The 16,142-nt window shown below is 34.4% G+C and carries 16 protein-coding genes; 8 read left to right on the top strand and 8 right to left on the bottom strand.

Features of this window, described 5'->3' with window-relative positions:
- Positions 1-89 precede the first annotated feature (89 nt).
- The 3 genes from IEV10_RS05800 to IEV10_RS05790 all read right to left on the bottom strand — a co-directional run bounded on the left by IEV10_RS05800 (position 90) and on the right by IEV10_RS05790 (position 4,770).
- Positions 90-1,256: a formimidoylglutamase gene (locus IEV10_RS05800; protein WP_188373741.1), complete on the bottom strand. Its 1,167-nt coding sequence runs from the start codon at positions 1,254-1,256 to the stop codon at positions 90-92.
- 6 nt (positions 1,257-1,262) lie between these two features.
- Positions 1,263-3,773: a type I DNA topoisomerase gene (topA, locus tag IEV10_RS05795; RefSeq protein WP_188373740.1), complete on the bottom strand. Its 2,511-nt coding sequence runs from the start codon at positions 3,771-3,773 to the stop codon at positions 1,263-1,265.
- A 118-nt stretch (positions 3,774-3,891) separates the two neighbouring features.
- Positions 3,892-4,770: a lipid A-modifier LpxR family protein gene (locus IEV10_RS05790; protein WP_371862932.1), complete on the bottom strand. Its 879-nt coding sequence runs from the start codon at positions 4,768-4,770 to the stop codon at positions 3,892-3,894.
- 190 nt (positions 4,771-4,960) lie between these two features.
- Here IEV10_RS05790 and miaB point away from each other — a divergent pair, with 190 nt between their 5' ends.
- The 8 genes from miaB to groL all read left to right on the top strand — a co-directional run bounded on the left by miaB (position 4,961) and on the right by groL (position 11,669).
- The gene (miaB, locus tag IEV10_RS05785; RefSeq protein ID WP_188373738.1) at positions 4,961-6,409 is read left to right on the top strand and encodes a tRNA (N6-isopentenyl adenosine(37)-C2)-methylthiotransferase MiaB; all 1,449 of its coding nucleotides are present in this window, start codon (positions 4,961-4,963) and stop codon (positions 6,407-6,409) included.
- Positions 6,410-6,415: 6 nt separating this feature from the next.
- Positions 6,416-7,672, top strand: a complete 1,257-nt coding sequence (locus IEV10_RS05780) for a sigma-54 interaction domain-containing protein (RefSeq protein ID WP_188373737.1) — start codon at positions 6,416-6,418, stop codon at positions 7,670-7,672.
- Between the two features lies 1 nt (position 7,673).
- Complete coding sequence (locus IEV10_RS05775; RefSeq protein ID WP_188373736.1) at positions 7,674-7,871, top strand: hypothetical protein; 198 nt, start codon at positions 7,674-7,676, stop codon at positions 7,869-7,871.
- On the top strand, positions 7,872-8,372 hold the full coding sequence (locus tag IEV10_RS05770) for an LptE family protein (protein ID WP_188373735.1): 501 nt from the start codon (positions 7,872-7,874) through the stop codon (positions 8,370-8,372).
- A gap of 6 nt (positions 8,373-8,378) precedes the next feature.
- Positions 8,379-9,254: a DUF8458 domain-containing protein gene (locus IEV10_RS05765; protein ID WP_188373734.1), complete on the top strand. Its 876-nt coding sequence runs from the start codon at positions 8,379-8,381 to the stop codon at positions 9,252-9,254.
- Complete coding sequence (gene secG / locus IEV10_RS05760) at positions 9,247-9,585, top strand: preprotein translocase subunit SecG (RefSeq protein ID WP_188373733.1); 339 nt, start codon at positions 9,247-9,249, stop codon at positions 9,583-9,585. Before IEV10_RS05765 ends, secG begins: the two co-directional genes overlap by 8 nt.
- 157 nt (positions 9,586-9,742) lie before the next feature.
- Positions 9,743-10,018 (top strand): co-chaperone GroES, encoded by a 276-nt coding sequence (locus IEV10_RS05755; protein ID WP_188373732.1) that lies wholly within the window; start codon positions 9,743-9,745, stop codon positions 10,016-10,018.
- Positions 10,019-10,037: 19 nt separating this feature from the next.
- Positions 10,038-11,669 carry a chaperonin GroEL gene (gene groL, locus IEV10_RS05750; RefSeq protein WP_188373731.1) on the top strand — a complete coding sequence of 544 codons (1,632 nt, stop codon included), beginning with the start codon at positions 10,038-10,040 and terminating at the stop codon, positions 11,667-11,669.
- Between the two features lie 254 nt (positions 11,670-11,923).
- On the opposite strand, the gene IEV10_RS05745 is transcribed toward groL, so the two are convergent.
- The 5 genes from IEV10_RS05745 to xrtF form a co-directional block, all read right to left on the bottom strand.
- Entirely contained in the window at positions 11,924-12,286 is a 363-nt protein-coding gene (locus tag IEV10_RS05745) for a heavy-metal-associated domain-containing protein (RefSeq protein ID WP_188373730.1), read from the bottom strand.
- A 95-nt stretch (positions 12,287-12,381) separates the two neighbouring features.
- Positions 12,382-14,619: a TonB-dependent receptor gene (locus IEV10_RS05740; RefSeq protein ID WP_188373729.1), complete on the bottom strand. Its 2,238-nt coding sequence runs from the start codon at positions 14,617-14,619 to the stop codon at positions 12,382-12,384.
- A 70-nt stretch (positions 14,620-14,689) separates the two neighbouring features.
- Complete coding sequence (locus IEV10_RS05735) at positions 14,690-15,094, bottom strand: HYC_CC_PP family protein (protein ID WP_188373728.1); 405 nt, start codon at positions 15,092-15,094, stop codon at positions 14,690-14,692.
- Positions 15,095-15,144: 50 nt separating this feature from the next.
- Positions 15,145-15,573, bottom strand: a complete 429-nt coding sequence (locus IEV10_RS05730) for an exosortase F system-associated membrane protein (protein ID WP_188373727.1) — start codon at positions 15,571-15,573, stop codon at positions 15,145-15,147.
- Positions 15,566-16,120 carry an exosortase family protein XrtF gene (gene xrtF / locus IEV10_RS05725; protein WP_188373726.1) on the bottom strand — a complete coding sequence of 185 codons (555 nt, stop codon included), beginning with the start codon at positions 16,118-16,120 and terminating at the stop codon, positions 15,566-15,568. Before xrtF ends, IEV10_RS05730 begins: the two co-directional genes overlap by 8 nt.
- Between the last annotated feature and the right edge of the window lie 22 nt (positions 16,121-16,142).

The following is a 16,142-nucleotide window of genomic DNA, read 5'->3' as shown; positions in this document are numbered from 1 at the left end:
AACTTTTTTTCGATTTTTTTTGCATTTCATCCTTATAAAAGTGTATTTCGTCGATAAAAACCTCTTTAAACATCGACGAACTGCGTTTTTTAGAAGTTATTCTTCCTGTACGCTTTATACCACCTTTCTGGTATCTTACCTTCTGTTGCAGCAATGTAATCTTCATGCGTGCATGGTAATAACGTATGCTTTTTTAATTTATTATTAAGATTTGCTAAAAAAGGAATCTCTATCCACCAACGTCCAGTCTTTATACTTTTAAAGAATATAAGCTCTTCATTTTCTATAAGAACATTGTACTTTAGATAGTTATTGGCATTAGTAAAGTCATCATCTTTAACCCTACAATTTACACCTTCAATAAAATACCATATCATCTGTGCTAATAGCATTGCAGTTATAGTATCCTTTGGTTCATAATGGTACTCGTAAATGCCAAATGAAGATACCTTATTACTAATACCTGCATAACGTGTAATGGCACAAATTTCTTTTCCATCTAAACCGTTAGGTGTAAACTTAAGTCGCTCTCCTACTTCTGCTGCACGTACAGATTTTAAATCTACTGTAACAATATGTGCATCGCGCATTACAGGCTCTACACTATTTATGTTATTAGAAACTTCTCCTAATCGATAGGCTTCGAAATACAAGCGTTCCATTAAGTCTATTTCTTCTTGAGAATTAAAATAGGTCTGATAACCTATTGTGGAATAATTAAATAAGTTATAAGGTTCTTCTAATATAATTTTACCAAAGTAGCTATTGTTTTTTATTGGTAATGATGTGTCACCTAAATCAAAATTGGTATCTACATTAACAATATTAACCATAGGCTGAAGGTTGTCATAAGCTCTATAATTGGCATAGGTTAAATCTTGACTACCTCCTATTATAATAGGTATAATTTTCTTTTCTACTAACAACTCTACTGTAGTACGCAAAGCAAAGTAACTATCTTCTGCAGACTCCCCAGGTTCTATATCACCTAAATCTGCAATAATTGTGTGCCAGTTTCCTGGAAATAAACTATAAAGGGTTTTACGAATATCATCGAAGTTAAGTTCTGCTCCGATGTAATTGACATCGTTTCTATTTTCCTTGACACCAATTATAGCCAGTTGCACTTCGTCTATATCTGGCATACCATGTTGCTCAGAATGTATTTTAAATTTCCTACCTAAAGTTTGCTGTGATAATAATTCGCTATGAGCTAAAACTGAATCTGAAACTGGAGATAGAAAATTAAAATTCATGAAGTTTTACTTTTTTGCAGTCGTTTTCTTTTTGGTTGTTTTCTTTTTAGCAGCTTTTTTCTTTGGTGCGTTTTTCTCTAAGATGGCTTGAGCTTCTTCTAGTGTCATCTCAGAAACATCTTTTGTCTTTGGTAATTCGACCTTCTGCTTTCCTTTGATAACATTATGTCTTCCCCAACGAGCTTTTTCGACTCTTATACCTTCTGCTTCCCAATTATGAATAAGCTTATCTTTTTCTTTCTGGATTTTATCCTCAATCAAAGTAACAATATCCTCGTCAGATAAATTATCCCAATCGTATTTTTTATTCACATTAATAAACATGCTGTTCCATTTAATAAATGGTCCAAAACGTCCTTTACCTTTTTGCACATCTAATCCTTGATAGGTATATATAGGTGCATCTGCTTTTTCTTTTTCTATAATAAGTTCAATGGCTTGATCATAATCAACGCTTAACGGATCTACACCTTTTGGTAATGAGACGAATTTTTTACCAAACTTAACGTAAGGCCCAAAACGTCCATTATTAACTTCAATTTCTTCATCTTTATAATGCCCTAATGATTTTGGAAGTTGAAATAAATCCATAGCTTCTTCATAGGTAATAGAACTCAATTGCTGATCTGGAGACAAACTGGCAAACTTTGGTTTTTCTTCATCATCTACAGTTCCTATTTGAACCATTGGTCCAAACTTACCTAGACGAACACTTACGCGACGTCCTGTTTCAGGGTCTGTTCCTAAAATACGCTCACCAGATTCGCGCTCTGCATTTTCTTGCACATCTTCTACTTGAGGATGAAAGCCTTTATAAAAATCTTTCATCATTGCTCGCCAATCTTCTTTCCCTTCAGCTATATCATCAAAACTAGCTTCGACTTTAGCCGTAAAATTGTAATCGAGAATACTTTCAAAATGATTTACTAGAAAATCGGTAACAATCATTCCTATATCTGTAGGTACTAGCTTTCCTTTATCAGAACCTACTTTTTCTGTAAGTCCCTTTTCGTTTATAGAATTATGTTCTAAAACAAGCTGAGTATAATTTCGTTCAGTACCATCAACAGTTCCTTTTTCTATATAATTTCTATTCTGAATTGTAGAAATTGTTGGTGCATATGTCGACGGACGACCAATACCTAATTCTTCTAACTTCTTTACCAAAGCTGCTTCAGTATATCGTGCTGGAGGCCTCGTAAAACGTTCGGTTGCTGTGATATAATTATTACCTAAAGCATCAGAGACTTTTAAATCTGGTAATAACCCTGATTGCTCAGTATCCTCATCATCGGTACCTTCTAGATATACTTTAAGGAAACCATCAAAAGTTATGATTTCTCCATTAGCAGAAAATAATTCTGATACTGGTTGACTACCATTAACTCTAATCTTAACATTGGTACGTTCTAAATTTGCTTCACTCATCTGTGATGCAATAGCACGTTTCCATATTAACTCATACAATCTTGCTTGGTCACGTTCTGCATTTACAGAATGGTTTGCAAAATTTGTAGGCCTTATGGCTTCGTGAGCTTCTTGAGCGCCTTTAGATTTTCCTTTATAATTACGTGGCTTGCTGTAAGAATCACCATAAGCAGCTACAATTTCGTTTTGCGCACCTTGCTTTGCTTCGTCAGATAAATTAACGCTATCTGTTCTCATATAAGTTATAAGACCTGCTTCGTATAAACGTTGTGCATTACTCATTGTACGACTAACAGAAAAACCTAACTTTCTTGAAGCTTCTTGTTGTAATGTAGAAGTTGTAAATGGTGGTGCTGGCGATTTTTTAACTGGTTTTTTCTCTAGGCTAGCAACCTCATATGATGCTGCAATATTTTTATTTAAAAAAGCCTGAGCCTCTTCTTTTGTTTTAAAATTCTTTGGCAATTTTGCCTTAAAAGTAGCACCTGACGATGTCTTAAATTCAGCATCTACTCTATAGGAAGCTTCAGCATTAAATTTTTGAATTTCGCGTTCGCGCTCAACAATTAATCTTACAGATACAGATTGTACTCGACCTGCAGACAAACCTCCTTTTACTTTTCGCCATAAAACAGGAGATAATTCGTAACCAACAATTCTATCTAAAACACGACGTGCTTGTTGTGCATCTACTAAATTGTAATCTATACTACGAGGGTTTTCTATAGCTTTTTGGATAGCACTTTTTGTAATCTCATGAAAAACTATTCGTTTTGTCTTTTCAATATCTAAGCCTAAAGTCTCGGCAAGGTGCCAAGCGATGGCTTCTCCTTCTCGATCCTCATCACTAGCTAACCAAACCATTTCTGCTTTTTTGGCTAAGTCCTTCAATTTCTTTACAACATCTTTCTTGTCCTTAGATACTTGATATTTTGGCTTAAAATCTCCATCTACATCCACTCCTAATTCCTTAGAAGGTAAATCTGCAATGTGCCCAAAACTGGACTCTACTTTATAATCCTTTCCTAAAAATTTTTCTATGGTTTTTGCCTTTGCAGGTGACTCAACTATGACTAGATTCTTCGGCATGCTTCGTTTTTTTTGAGGTCACAAAGGTATATGAAAAAAAATTTAACTACCTAATTAAAATTTAACCGTGCTTCAGTTTTAGGATATTTTTAAGTAAGAATTACTAGAGCTAATACGACTAAAAATTCCTACTAAAACTTAAAGTCCCAAAAGAATGAGATGAAGACAAAGGTGTTTCTTTTGTATTAAAGTTATAAATAAGTTTTAGTGTGTTTCTTTTAAATTTTAAGCTACCTCCAATTTTAAATTCAAAAATATGAGGCACATTATTAGTTGTAAATGTCTCATCATTATAATCCAAACTTCCTTGAATTAAAGTATTATGCAAAACATATTTATGACCTATACTTATCAATCCAAAAAGCTCATTGGTATTAGTTCTATCAATAAAATTATTTCTAGAAGAGGTATTAAATGTGTTGAGTTTTCCAAAAGCATATTCAATACTATTAGAGATATAGATATCCTTAGTTCCTAAAGAAGGCTCTATAACATATTTAAACGCCTGATTTTTATTAAAAAATGCATTCCATATATATTTAGCCTTCAAATTGACTAAGAATTTAGACTCAATCTCTTCTGTCCAGGTTGGCACATCTATATTAAAGAATTCATGCGCCCAAGTTTGAATTTTCCCTGACAAAGCTTCTTCACCTGTTATACCTGTTTCAACTGCAATGAAGAAGGCCGAATTTGTTTTTATTTTTCCTATTTCAGTTTTTATAAAAAACCAACCTGCGTATGGTCTATCAAAGTCTCTTGAATCTGTTGACCTTAAATTCGTTGGCGTGTATGTTTCATTTCCAAGGGTAATGTTTAACTGCAGCTTATTATCATTTTCCTTTTTAAAAACAAAACTGTCTTCTAAATCTTTACGGTAAGTTAGAAACAAACCACTGGTATAATACTTATCAACTAAAACCAACTTATCGTTGTCTATTTTAAGCTCTAAATGTTCGTTATTGCTTTGAGCATTTATGCTCATGACAACTAACAAATTAATAATAAAAAGGAATTTTATTTTCAATAGTATTGAATTGAATTAATTATTTAGGTCGGTAAATATCTATAAAATTAACAACACTACCCTGCCACTTTGTCATAAGACTAAAAATAATCTTATCTTTGCATGCTTATTGAGAATTGTTGATATCAAAGAGATATTTCGTTTTAACGAGATAATGTATATGGAAAAAATTATAGACGAAAATAAACAAGGTGAAAACCTTATTCTAGAACATAAAGAGAGTAACTCAAGAAAGCTTTTTATAGAAAGTTATGGTTGCCAAATGAATTTTAGTGATAGTGAGATTGTAGCTTCTATACTTTCTGAAGAAGGTTTTAACACTACTAAATCTTTGGAAGACGCTGACTTAGTTTTGGTAAATACATGTTCTATTAGAGACAAAGCTGAACAAACAGTTCGTAAGCGTCTTGAAAAATACAATGCTGTAAAAAGAAGCAAAAACCCAAAGATGAAAATTGGTGTTTTAGGCTGTATGGCTGAGCGTTTAAAAAGTAAATTTCTTGAAGAAGAAAAAATGGTTGACCTTGTGGTTGGACCAGATGCATATAAAGATTTACCAAACCTTATTAGTGAAGTTGATGATGGCAGAAACGCCATTAATGTTATACTTTCTAAAGAAGAAACTTATGGAGATATTGCTCCTGTAAGACTCAATAGTAATGGTGTTACTGCTTTTGTTTCAATTACTCGTGGTTGTGATAATATGTGCACATTTTGTGTTGTCCCTTTTACAAGAGGACGTGAACGTAGTCGCGAACCACAATCTATTATTGAAGAGATTAACGATTTGGCAAGTAAGGGATTTAAAGAGGTGACACTTCTTGGTCAAAATGTAGATAGTTACTTATGGTATGGCGGTGGTTTAAAAAAAGACTTTAAAAAAGCTACAGATATGCAAAAAGCTACTGCTGTAAATTTTGCCATGCTTTTAGATATGTGTGCCAAGGCACAACCAAAAATGCGTTTCCGTTTTTCAACATCTAATCCTCAAGATATGACACTAGATGTTATTGAAACTATGGCTAAGCACAGAAACATATGTAACTACGTACACTTACCTGTTCAAAGTGGTAATAACCGTATTCTAAAAGCTATGAATCGTTTACATACGCGTGAGGAATATTTTGAGCTTATTGATAACATACGGCGTATTATTCCAGATATTGCAATAAGTCAAGATATGATTGCTGGTTTCCCAACAGAAACTGAGGAAGAACACCAAGACACATTAAGTTTAATGGACTATGTAAAGTATGACTTTGGGTTTATGTTTGCTTATTCTGAACGTCCAGGAACATTAGCCGGTCGCCGAATGGAAGATGATATTCCTGTAGATGTAAAGCAACGTCGTTTGAATGAGATTCAAGCCCTACAACGTGAGCACAGCCATTACAGAACAAAACAGAATGTTGGTAAAGTTCAAGAAATCCTAATCGAAAAATCATCTAAAAAATCAGATGCACATTGGTCTGGAAGAAACTCGCAGAACACTGTTGCTGTTTTCCCAAAAGAGCATTACAAAGTCGGTGATTTTGTAAACGTAAAAATTACAGATTGTACGTCGGCTACCTTAATAGGTGAGGCCGTTGGATATTCTGACAATAATTAAAATATTATGGAATCAATACAAGCCATAAAACAACGTTTTGGAATTATTGGTAACGATGCTAAACTCAATCGCTCTATCGAAAAAGCGATACAAGTGGCACCTACCGATATTTCAATATTAGTTACAGGAGAAAGTGGGGTTGGTAAAGAAAGTATTCCAAAAATCATACACCAATTATCACATCGCAAACACGGCAAATATATTGCAGTAAACTGTGGTGCTATTCCAGAAGGCACTATAGACAGTGAGTTATTTGGTCACGAAAAAGGTGCTTTTACAGGTGCCACACAAACACGTTCTGGTTATTTTGAAGTCGCTGATGGCGGTACTATTTTCTTAGATGAAGTTGGCGAACTACCATTAACTACACAAGTCCGCTTATTACGTGTTTTAGAAAATGGCGAATTTATAAAAGTAGGTTCAAGTAAAGTTCAAAAAACAGATGTGCGTATTGTGGCCGCTACAAACGTAAATATGTTTGAAGCTATTAAGAAAGAGAAATTTAGAGAAGACTTATACTACCGTTTAAGCACCATTGAAATTAATCTTCCGGCACTTCGTGAGCGTAAAGACGATATTCATTTATTATTTAGGAAATTTGCAAGTGACTTTGCCTTAAAGTACAAGATGCCAACAGTTAAACTAGCGGATGACGCTATACAATTGCTAATGAGCTACCGTTGGAATGGAAACATTCGTCAGCTACGTAATGTTGCCGAACAAGTTTCTGTTTTAGAACATAATCGCTCTATCTCTGGGCAGACACTAAAAAATTACTTACCTACTGGTGCAGGACAAAATTTACCAGCTGTTATTAATGACACTAAATCCGAAAGTGATTTTAGTAATGAGCGTGAGATTCTTTACAAGGTCTTATTTGATATGAAAAGTGACCTTAATGACTTGAAAAAGTTAACGATGGAACTCATGAAAAGCGGTAACATTTCTGAAGTCGAAAAAGACAACGAAGGATTGATTCAAAAAATATATGGTAATAATGAAGAAAAAACTGTGCAAGATGTTCCTGTTTTAGCAATACCTGAACACAGAGAAGACATAGTAGAACCTGTAATTGAAGCTGAAGACAAGTATCACTTTGCTGAAGAAATTGAAGAAGAGGAAACATTATCGCTTCATGACAAAGAATTAGAATTAATTAAAAAATCGCTTGAGCGTCACAGCGGAAAACGTAAATTAGCCGCAGCCGAGCTAGGTATTAGCGAACGAACCTTATACCGTAAGATAAAACAATACGATTTATAACATGAAAGCTGTAGAAATATTTAGAATAAGAAAACGCTTTGGTCCTAACAGTTCTGAAACCATAAGACAAGAAGCAGAAGACTTAGTCAATGAAAAACACTATAAAGGCTACAGATTAATTAATGTAGATTTTGATGTAGCAGACAATGCAGGCTACATCTATGCGTTTATAACAATGAAACGCCCAAACACCTATTAAATGAGATTATTAAAATATCTTTTTCTTTTTGTTTTTTTGAGCACTTTTACAGCATGTGGTTTATATTCATTTACAGGTGTAACTGATACTCCAGAGACATTTCAGGTTAATTTTTTTCAGAATAATGCGCCTTTAATTGAGCCTGGTTTAGATATTCAATTTACTAATGCGCTTCAAGACCTTATACAAAATCAAACCAGCTCTAGTCTTGTGACCTCAGGTGGAGACGTTATTTTTGAAGGTGAAATTACGGAATATAGAATTAGCCCTACTACAGCTACTGCAAACAACACAGCTGCGCAAAATAGACTAACCATTGGTGTAAATGTTAGATATACAGATACCAAGGATGATGAAAAAAGCTTTGAGCAACGCTTTTCTTTCTTTTTTGATTATGAAGGCAGTCAACTATTAACCGGCGGACAACGAGATACTGCTTGGGAAGCAATTTTTGAGCGTATAACACAAGATATTTTTCAAAAAGCCTTTGCCGATTGGTAATATAATATGCAATTACAAGAACTTACATCTATATTACAGCATCCAGGGACGCTTAAGGCGGAGCAAACAGATGTGCTTAAAACTTTAGTAGACAAATATCCCTATTTTCAACCTGCACGTGCCTTGTACCTTAAAGCCTTAAAAAACAAGGACAGTTACAAATACAACAATGCTCTAAAAGTTACTGCAGCTCATACTACAGACAGAAGTATTTTATTTGATTTTATTACATCTGACGTATTTAATCAGAATGAAATATCTCAGCAAATAAAACAAAACTCTGAATACATTAAAGCAATAGAAGTTAACAATATCGATGACATTTCTATTAACAGGAGTATTACAATCGACGATACTTTAAAACAGCAAGTTGAAGCCACACAAGGTGTGTTAGACCCATATCTTTTCAAGCAAAAAGACCACGACACATCACATTTTCAAAATACCGAAACTTCAAAACCTGAAGAATTACTTCAGATTGGGAAGCCTTTAGAATTCTCATCTTCTGAAACTCATTCGTTTTCAGAATGGTTAAAAATTACAAGTTTTAAACCCATTGATAGAAGTAATGATATAACACAGCATAAAGCACCGATAGCAAATAAACTTAAAGCTATAGATAAGTTTATCACTGAGAATCCAAAAATAAAACCTACTGCAAATATACCAAAACCTAAGCTAGTTAATAATGATGAAACTGCTGATGATAGTCTTATGACAGAGACTTTGGCACGTATTTATGTAGAGCAAAAGAACTATGATAAGGCCATACAATCTTACCGAATTTTAAGTTTGAAATATCCAGAAAAAAGTAGTTTCTTTGCAGACCAAATTAAAGCGATAAAAGAATTAAGCGAACGAAATAATACAGACAATGACTAAGTTTACAATATTTTTAATATTAATCGTAGTAGTAGCCTTTTTACTAGTTGTAGTAATTATGGTGCAGAACCCAAAAGGTGGTGGATTATCATCTTCTTTCGGTGGTGGCGGAACACAACAATTAGGTGGTGTAAAAAAGACAGGAGACTTTTTAGACAAGAGTACATGGTTTTTAGCAACACTTTTAATTGCTTTAATCTTACTATCTAATATTACTATTGATGGTGCTGGAGGCGTAAGCGACTCTAAAGCATTAGACACAGACGAAACAACAACTCAACCTGTTACACCGCCTGCAACAACAAATGAGTCAACAGACGGCGCAGAGTAATTTGCACTTCTTAAATATATAAAGCCAACTCTTGTAGTTGGCTTTTTTGTTTTAAACTCACATATTCTGAAACTTTGTCAGTCATTTAGGCTTGGCATAATTTTCGAATAACGCATAAGCGTTAAATTAATTTCAAACAACCAAAAACATATAAAATATGGCTTTAAACATTAAACCTTTAGCAGACAGAGTTCTTGTAGAACCAATGGCTGCTGAAACTACTACAGCCTCAGGAATTATCATTCCGGATAATGCTAAAGAAAAACCACAAAAAGGAACTGTTGTTGCTGTAGGTAATGGCAAAAAAGACGAACCTTTAACTGTAAAAGTAGGTGATGTTGTACTTTATGGAAAATATGGCGGAACTGAGCTTAAGCTAGAAGGTAAAGATTATTTAATGATGCGCGAAAGTGACATTTTAGCAATTATTTAATTAAGAAAAACTAAGAAACATGGCAAAAGACATAAAATTTGATATTGAAGCACGCGACGGACTTAAACGTGGTGTGGATGCATTAGCTAATGCAGTAAAAGTAACATTAGGCCCAAAAGGTCGTAACGTTATTATAGGAAAATCATTCGGTGCACCTCAAGTGACTAAAGATGGGGTATCTGTAGCAAAAGAAATTGAGCTAGAAGACGAGCTTGAAAATATGGGCGCACAAATGGTTAAAGAAGTCGCTTCAAAAACCAATGATTTGGCTGGTGATGGTACAACTACCGCTACTGTTTTAGCACAAGCTATTGTAAAAGAAGGCCTTAAAAATGTTGCCGCTGGTGCTAACCCAATGGATTTAAAACGTGGTATAGATAAAGCCGTAACTTCAATTACTTCTGACTTAGAGAAGCAAGCAAAAAAAGTAGGTAACTCATCTGAAAAAATTCAGCAAGTGGCATCTATTTCTGCTAATAACGATAATACTATTGGTGAATTAATAGCCCAAGCTTTTGGTAAAGTTGGTAAAGAAGGCGTAATCACTGTAGAAGAAGCCAAAGGAACAGATACTTATGTAGATGTTGTAGAAGGTATGCAATTTGATAGAGGTTATTTATCGCCTTATTTTGTTACGGATTCTGACAAGATGATTGCAGATTTAGAAAACCCTTACATCTTATTATTTGATAAGAAGATTTCTAACTTACAGGAAATCCTTCCAATATTAGAGCCCGTTGCACAGTCTGGTCGTCCATTATTAATTGTTGCTGAAGATGTAGAAGGACAAGCTCTAGCTACTTTAGTCGTTAATAAATTACGTGGTGGATTAAAAATCGCTGCTGTAAAAGCACCAGGTTTTGGTGACCGTCGCAAAGCAATGTTAGAGGACATTGCCATATTAACTGGTGGTGTTGTTATTTCTGAAGAAAGAGGTTTTTCATTAGAGAACGCTGACTTGACCATGCTAGGTACTGCAGAATCTGTAATGATTGACAAAGACAACACAACGATTGTTAACGGAAGCGGTAAGTCTTCAGATATTAAAGCACGTGTTAACCAAATTAAAGCACAGATAGAAACAACAACATCTGATTATGATCGTGAGAAATTACAAGAACGCTTAGCGAAGTTAGCTGGTGGTGTTGCTGTACTCTATGTTGGTGCTGCTTCTGAGGTAGAGATGAAAGAAAAGAAAGACCGTGTTGATGATGCGTTACATGCTACTCGTGCTGCTGTAGAAGAAGGTATTGTTGCTGGTGGTGGTGTTGCTTTAGTACGCGCCAAAAAGACTTTAGAAAAAATCACAACAGACAACTTAGACGAAACTACTGGCGTACAAATCGTAAATAAAGCTATTGAAGCACCTTTACGTACTATTGTAGAAAATGCTGGTGGTGAAGGTTCTGTAGTTATCAATAAAGTTTTAGAAGGTAAAAAAGATTTTGGTTACGATGCCAAGTCTGAAGATTATGTAGACATGCTTAAAGCGGGTATTATTGACCCTAAGAAAGTAACACGTATTGCTTTAGAAAATGCAGCTTCTGTTGCTGGTATGATTCTAACAACTGAATGTGCTTTAGTAGACATTAAAGAAGAAGCTCCTGCTATGCCTCCTATGGGTGGCGGCGGAATGCCTGGCATGATGTAGCTTCGACAAGCTCAGCTACCAAGTCCGTAGCACGGACAGGCAATGAACTCACTGTTGTGTGAATTTCCAGGTCTGATTATAAAATTGAAAAGCCTTTGATGAGAATCAAGGGCTTTTTTTTATGAGGTCTCGTTAACTATCATGATATGAATCCGTTTCAATGATTTATATCAAACGTTAACGAAGTTCGTATAAAATCATCAAAATGTCAAGCATTAGAAAAGTAAAAAGCCCGATTTAAAATCGGGCTTTTTTTAGTCCTTTTCATTCTCATGGTCTTTCTTTACATCATCATCGCGATAACGACAACATGGATGTACAGAATTGTATTGTTCTTCAGTAGCCTTTATAGTTTTGGTATCATGCCCTACTGATGCTATTTTTTTTGAGATAGTCTCTATATTAGTTTTGCGCTCATCAAAAATAAGCTTCAACTCATGAGTCTTTACATTCCAAATGGCTGATTTTACACCTTTAGTGCGTATCGCTGCTTTTTCGATGCGTTCTTTACACATCATACATACGCCATCAACCTCAATGGTTTGTTTTGCATTTTTATTTTGCGAGAATGCTACCATTCCAATGAGCATTACTGTAAGTGTTATTAGTTGTTTCATCTCTTTAAATTTTTGCTATGAACACTAGTTCATTTATTTAATTATTCCACAGGCATTAATCATGGCCCGCATAATGCCCATTATGGGCTTTAATGTTATTTTATTTTATAGCGTAGGCCCGCATAATACATGCTTCCAAAAATAGGACCATACACAAAGTTACTATCAAAATTTGAACCAAATGGATTATTTGCACTAATAATTGGGTCTGGTTGCCTTACATTAGTTACATTTTCGCCGCCAACATAAACTTCGAACTTAGGGGAAAACACCTTAGTAACTTGCAAGTTTAACGTGCCAATCGTTGGTGTTTCTTCTGGTAGTTGAAACTGTAGCGCACTTAAACTTGTATTTGGATAACGCTGTTCACTCAACCAATTATAAGTCGCATCAAACTTCCATTGACTCCCGTTTTCTGTTGCATTGGTTTCGTAACCCGCATTAGCAAAAAAGCGATGTCTTGGGGTTAATGGTTTTTGCAAACGCCCAGAATTATAATCCGTCTGCACATCATAATACTTGTATGCAGTTCTTAAATCAAAATTCTCAGAAAGGTTGTAGTTTACTTCAACCTGAAAACTATTGGCAAAACTTTTACCATCTAGATTATAAAAGCTAATTTCAAAAGGATTCTCCCAATCGGTTACCACTTGATTTTGAAAATCCGTACGGTAATAATCGAACGTGATATCACCCTTTTTTCCAAAAAGATTAAATCCTTGTAAATAACTCACACCATAATTCCAAGCAATTTCTGGATCTAAACCGTATATCTTGCCTCCAGCATTTATAATATTTATTTGCCTTGAACTTGAAAACATGTTTTGAGTTTCAGCAAATATATTTGCACTTTTGATTCCGCGACCCGCTGACAAACGTATGGCCGATTTTTCCCAAGGCGTATATCGCAGATGTAATCTTGGCGTTACAAAAAAGCCAAACCTATTATGCTGATCTGCCCTTACGCCTGCTGTAAGTGTTAGCTTATCTAAATCGTCATAAGCATATTCAAAAAAGCCCCCAATAGAATTCTCTTTTCGTTCAAAAATATCCGTGTTCACAAGCTCATCGTAATCATCGAGTGTAAAACTCACTCCTGTTTTTATTTTATGACGAGAATCCGAAATAATACTATTATATACCAGATTAGAATAGAAACTACTATGTTTTATATCATAAGTGTTTAATCCAAAATATGAATCCTGCTTATGATGACTAAACGCCGTTTGGAAACCTATACTTTGCCAAGGTAACTCAGGGTTGACATACCCTAGTTTAGTCGTCACTTCAAATCGCTCAGTATTAATCTCACTTCCCCATGCGTTAGTTGTCCCTCTATCTGTATCTGGATTAAAATCGACTTGCCCAGCTTGAGTTTCGTCGTTAAGGTATCTCAGATTTATAAAACTCACAATCCCTTTTTCTCCGTTGATGTATTGCCATCGATTCATGACATTAATCTGTTTCTTCAGAGGTACATCTAAAAAGGAATCTTCATTTTTGTCGAACTCCTGATTTCTAATATTACCGTGTAGATATATACCTGTACTCCATTTATCAGACAATTTTTTATTAAGATGTGTATTGAGCTCAAGCCTACCACTTACATTTCCATAGGCATTTACAAAAAATTGATTGTCAGACGATGGTTTTACAAGCTCTGCATTAATTTGTCCAGCAATACTCTCATAGCCATTAACCACACTCCCAGCACCTTTTGTAACCTGAATACTTTCCACCCAAGTGCCAGGAATAAAGCTTAAACCATAAGCTTGTGCAGCCCCGCGCACAGATGGTATATTTTCTGTAGCAATTAAGATATATGGAGAGTCTAGACCTAACATTTTTATTTGCCTTGAACCAGTTACGGCGTCAGCAAAATTAACATCGATCGATGGGTTAGTTTCAAAACTCTCAGATAGGTTACAACACGCAGCTTTAAGCAACTCGTCACTACTTACTGTAAAGGTATTAGTGGCTTTTAAATAGGATTTTGCCGTTGGCAGTTTTCGAGATGTAATAGTTACCTCATCTAAGCTTGAGGTAGATTGCAATACGTGTCTGATAGATTTGTTAGATGTAATTGTCAATGTATCAGTCTTAAAGCCTACATAACTAATTATAAGTTTTGTATATGACGATTGATAAGCAATAGAAAAAGTACCATTCTCATCAGTCATTGCTCCTACGCTAGTATTTAGCCAAAAGACATTGGCTCCAACAAGTGGTAGCTCTTTATTATCAACAGTCTCAAAGACTACACCTTCTAGCTTGTCTTGAGCATGAACTATACCAGCTAAAACTATAGCACAGTATAAAATATATGTTTTCATTTAAATTGTTTTGATGTTATAAATTGAAACAAGATTGTTTCTTATTCTTTTGATTGAAAAAGAACAAACATCAAATTAAAAAGACCTCATCTAAGAGCTGAATATCGTATACAATATTTGGCGGTGAATAATCTTTATTAGGAATGATTCGTTTAGGAAGGCTTTTAAAAAGAGACGCTAACGAATAAACATATGTAGAAATAAATAGCTGATTAGAAAATTCGATATCATCAAAAGTCACTGTCTTTAGCTCATCTTGACCTTCAATAACATCAACAGTGTCTTTACAACATGGATTTTTTTGTTTAGACGTAACTTTCATTTCCATTCCGCAGCCTTTAGCTTCAGAAAATACAGCAACATCAACTAAAGTAGTTCCACAATAATGCTTTTCAACGGTATACGAAAACGTTGAGAGCAATACTAAAACAGATAATACTACTGCAAAGATTTTATGTGATACTAAATATTTCACACTGCAAAATTACTAAAAAACAATAAATAGCTTATGTATTTATAAATCCCTTAACGCTTTAGTTTGTAATAATATAATGCTGGTAAGAGCAAAAGCAATAAGATTGGCTGAATCAAAAAACGACGTACATTAAAGAACAAATAGTAATCTTCTTGTCGTGGATTAATTACAAAGTATAAAAACGGAATCAAAAAACATAAATAGGCTACTGCATAAACTAAAGCCGAAAATTTTATCATCTGTATGTCTTTAAAAGCACAATAGATAACACCTAAAGACAACAGTGTATTTATAAGATAACGTAATGAGGTAAAGAATACTAATTTTGCAACTTCTCGCCTTGGGCTATCGATGTACAAATAATCATTCTCAAAAAACAATAAGTATGGGTCGTAAAACAAGGTATCTTCAAAAGCCCTTACTAAAATTAGTAAAACCAAAAGCACAAAAGCTACAATATAGGATAACGTCTTAGACATTTACTGATTTAGTTTGTATTGAAAAGTGTCTTACCCAAAACATCCAGAGTAAAAAGACCATTCCATAAATCGCCAATGGAAAAATAACCTCATGCATGACTTCGCTACGCCATGGATAATTGTATAACCCAACAGTCAATAGTACAATTCTTATAAGATTAACAGCATAAATCAAAACACTACCAGCCAATATAAATAGAAACGTACGCTTAAAGGTATCTCTAAACGATACAACAAATGCTATAAATAAAATAATAACGCTCATACCATTACACCCTTCAATAATTCTAGCCAAATATTTCTGATTTACAAACACCATTAAAGAGGATTCTTCTGTATGAGGTACAATATTCGTCCTGTAACCAAACCCCGTTAAGATAGATTCTGTTTGCTTGCCTACCAAATGTGTCATATAATCCGGATAGTATTTAGAATTTTCAGAAAAATCTAAATAAAATTTATAGCCCATAGACAAAACACCGTATACCAAAACAAATGTTAAGATAAAGCGAATGACTAGTTTATATTTTGTAAGTAATGACCTCAAAAGAAGACTTATGTTAGCGTGC

This window comes from Winogradskyella haliclonae (assembly GCF_014635865.1).
In the GTDB taxonomy this organism is placed as follows: Bacteria; Bacteroidota; Bacteroidia; order Flavobacteriales; family Flavobacteriaceae; genus Winogradskyella; species Winogradskyella haliclonae.
This window is presented reverse-complemented; position numbering and strand designations above follow the sequence as displayed.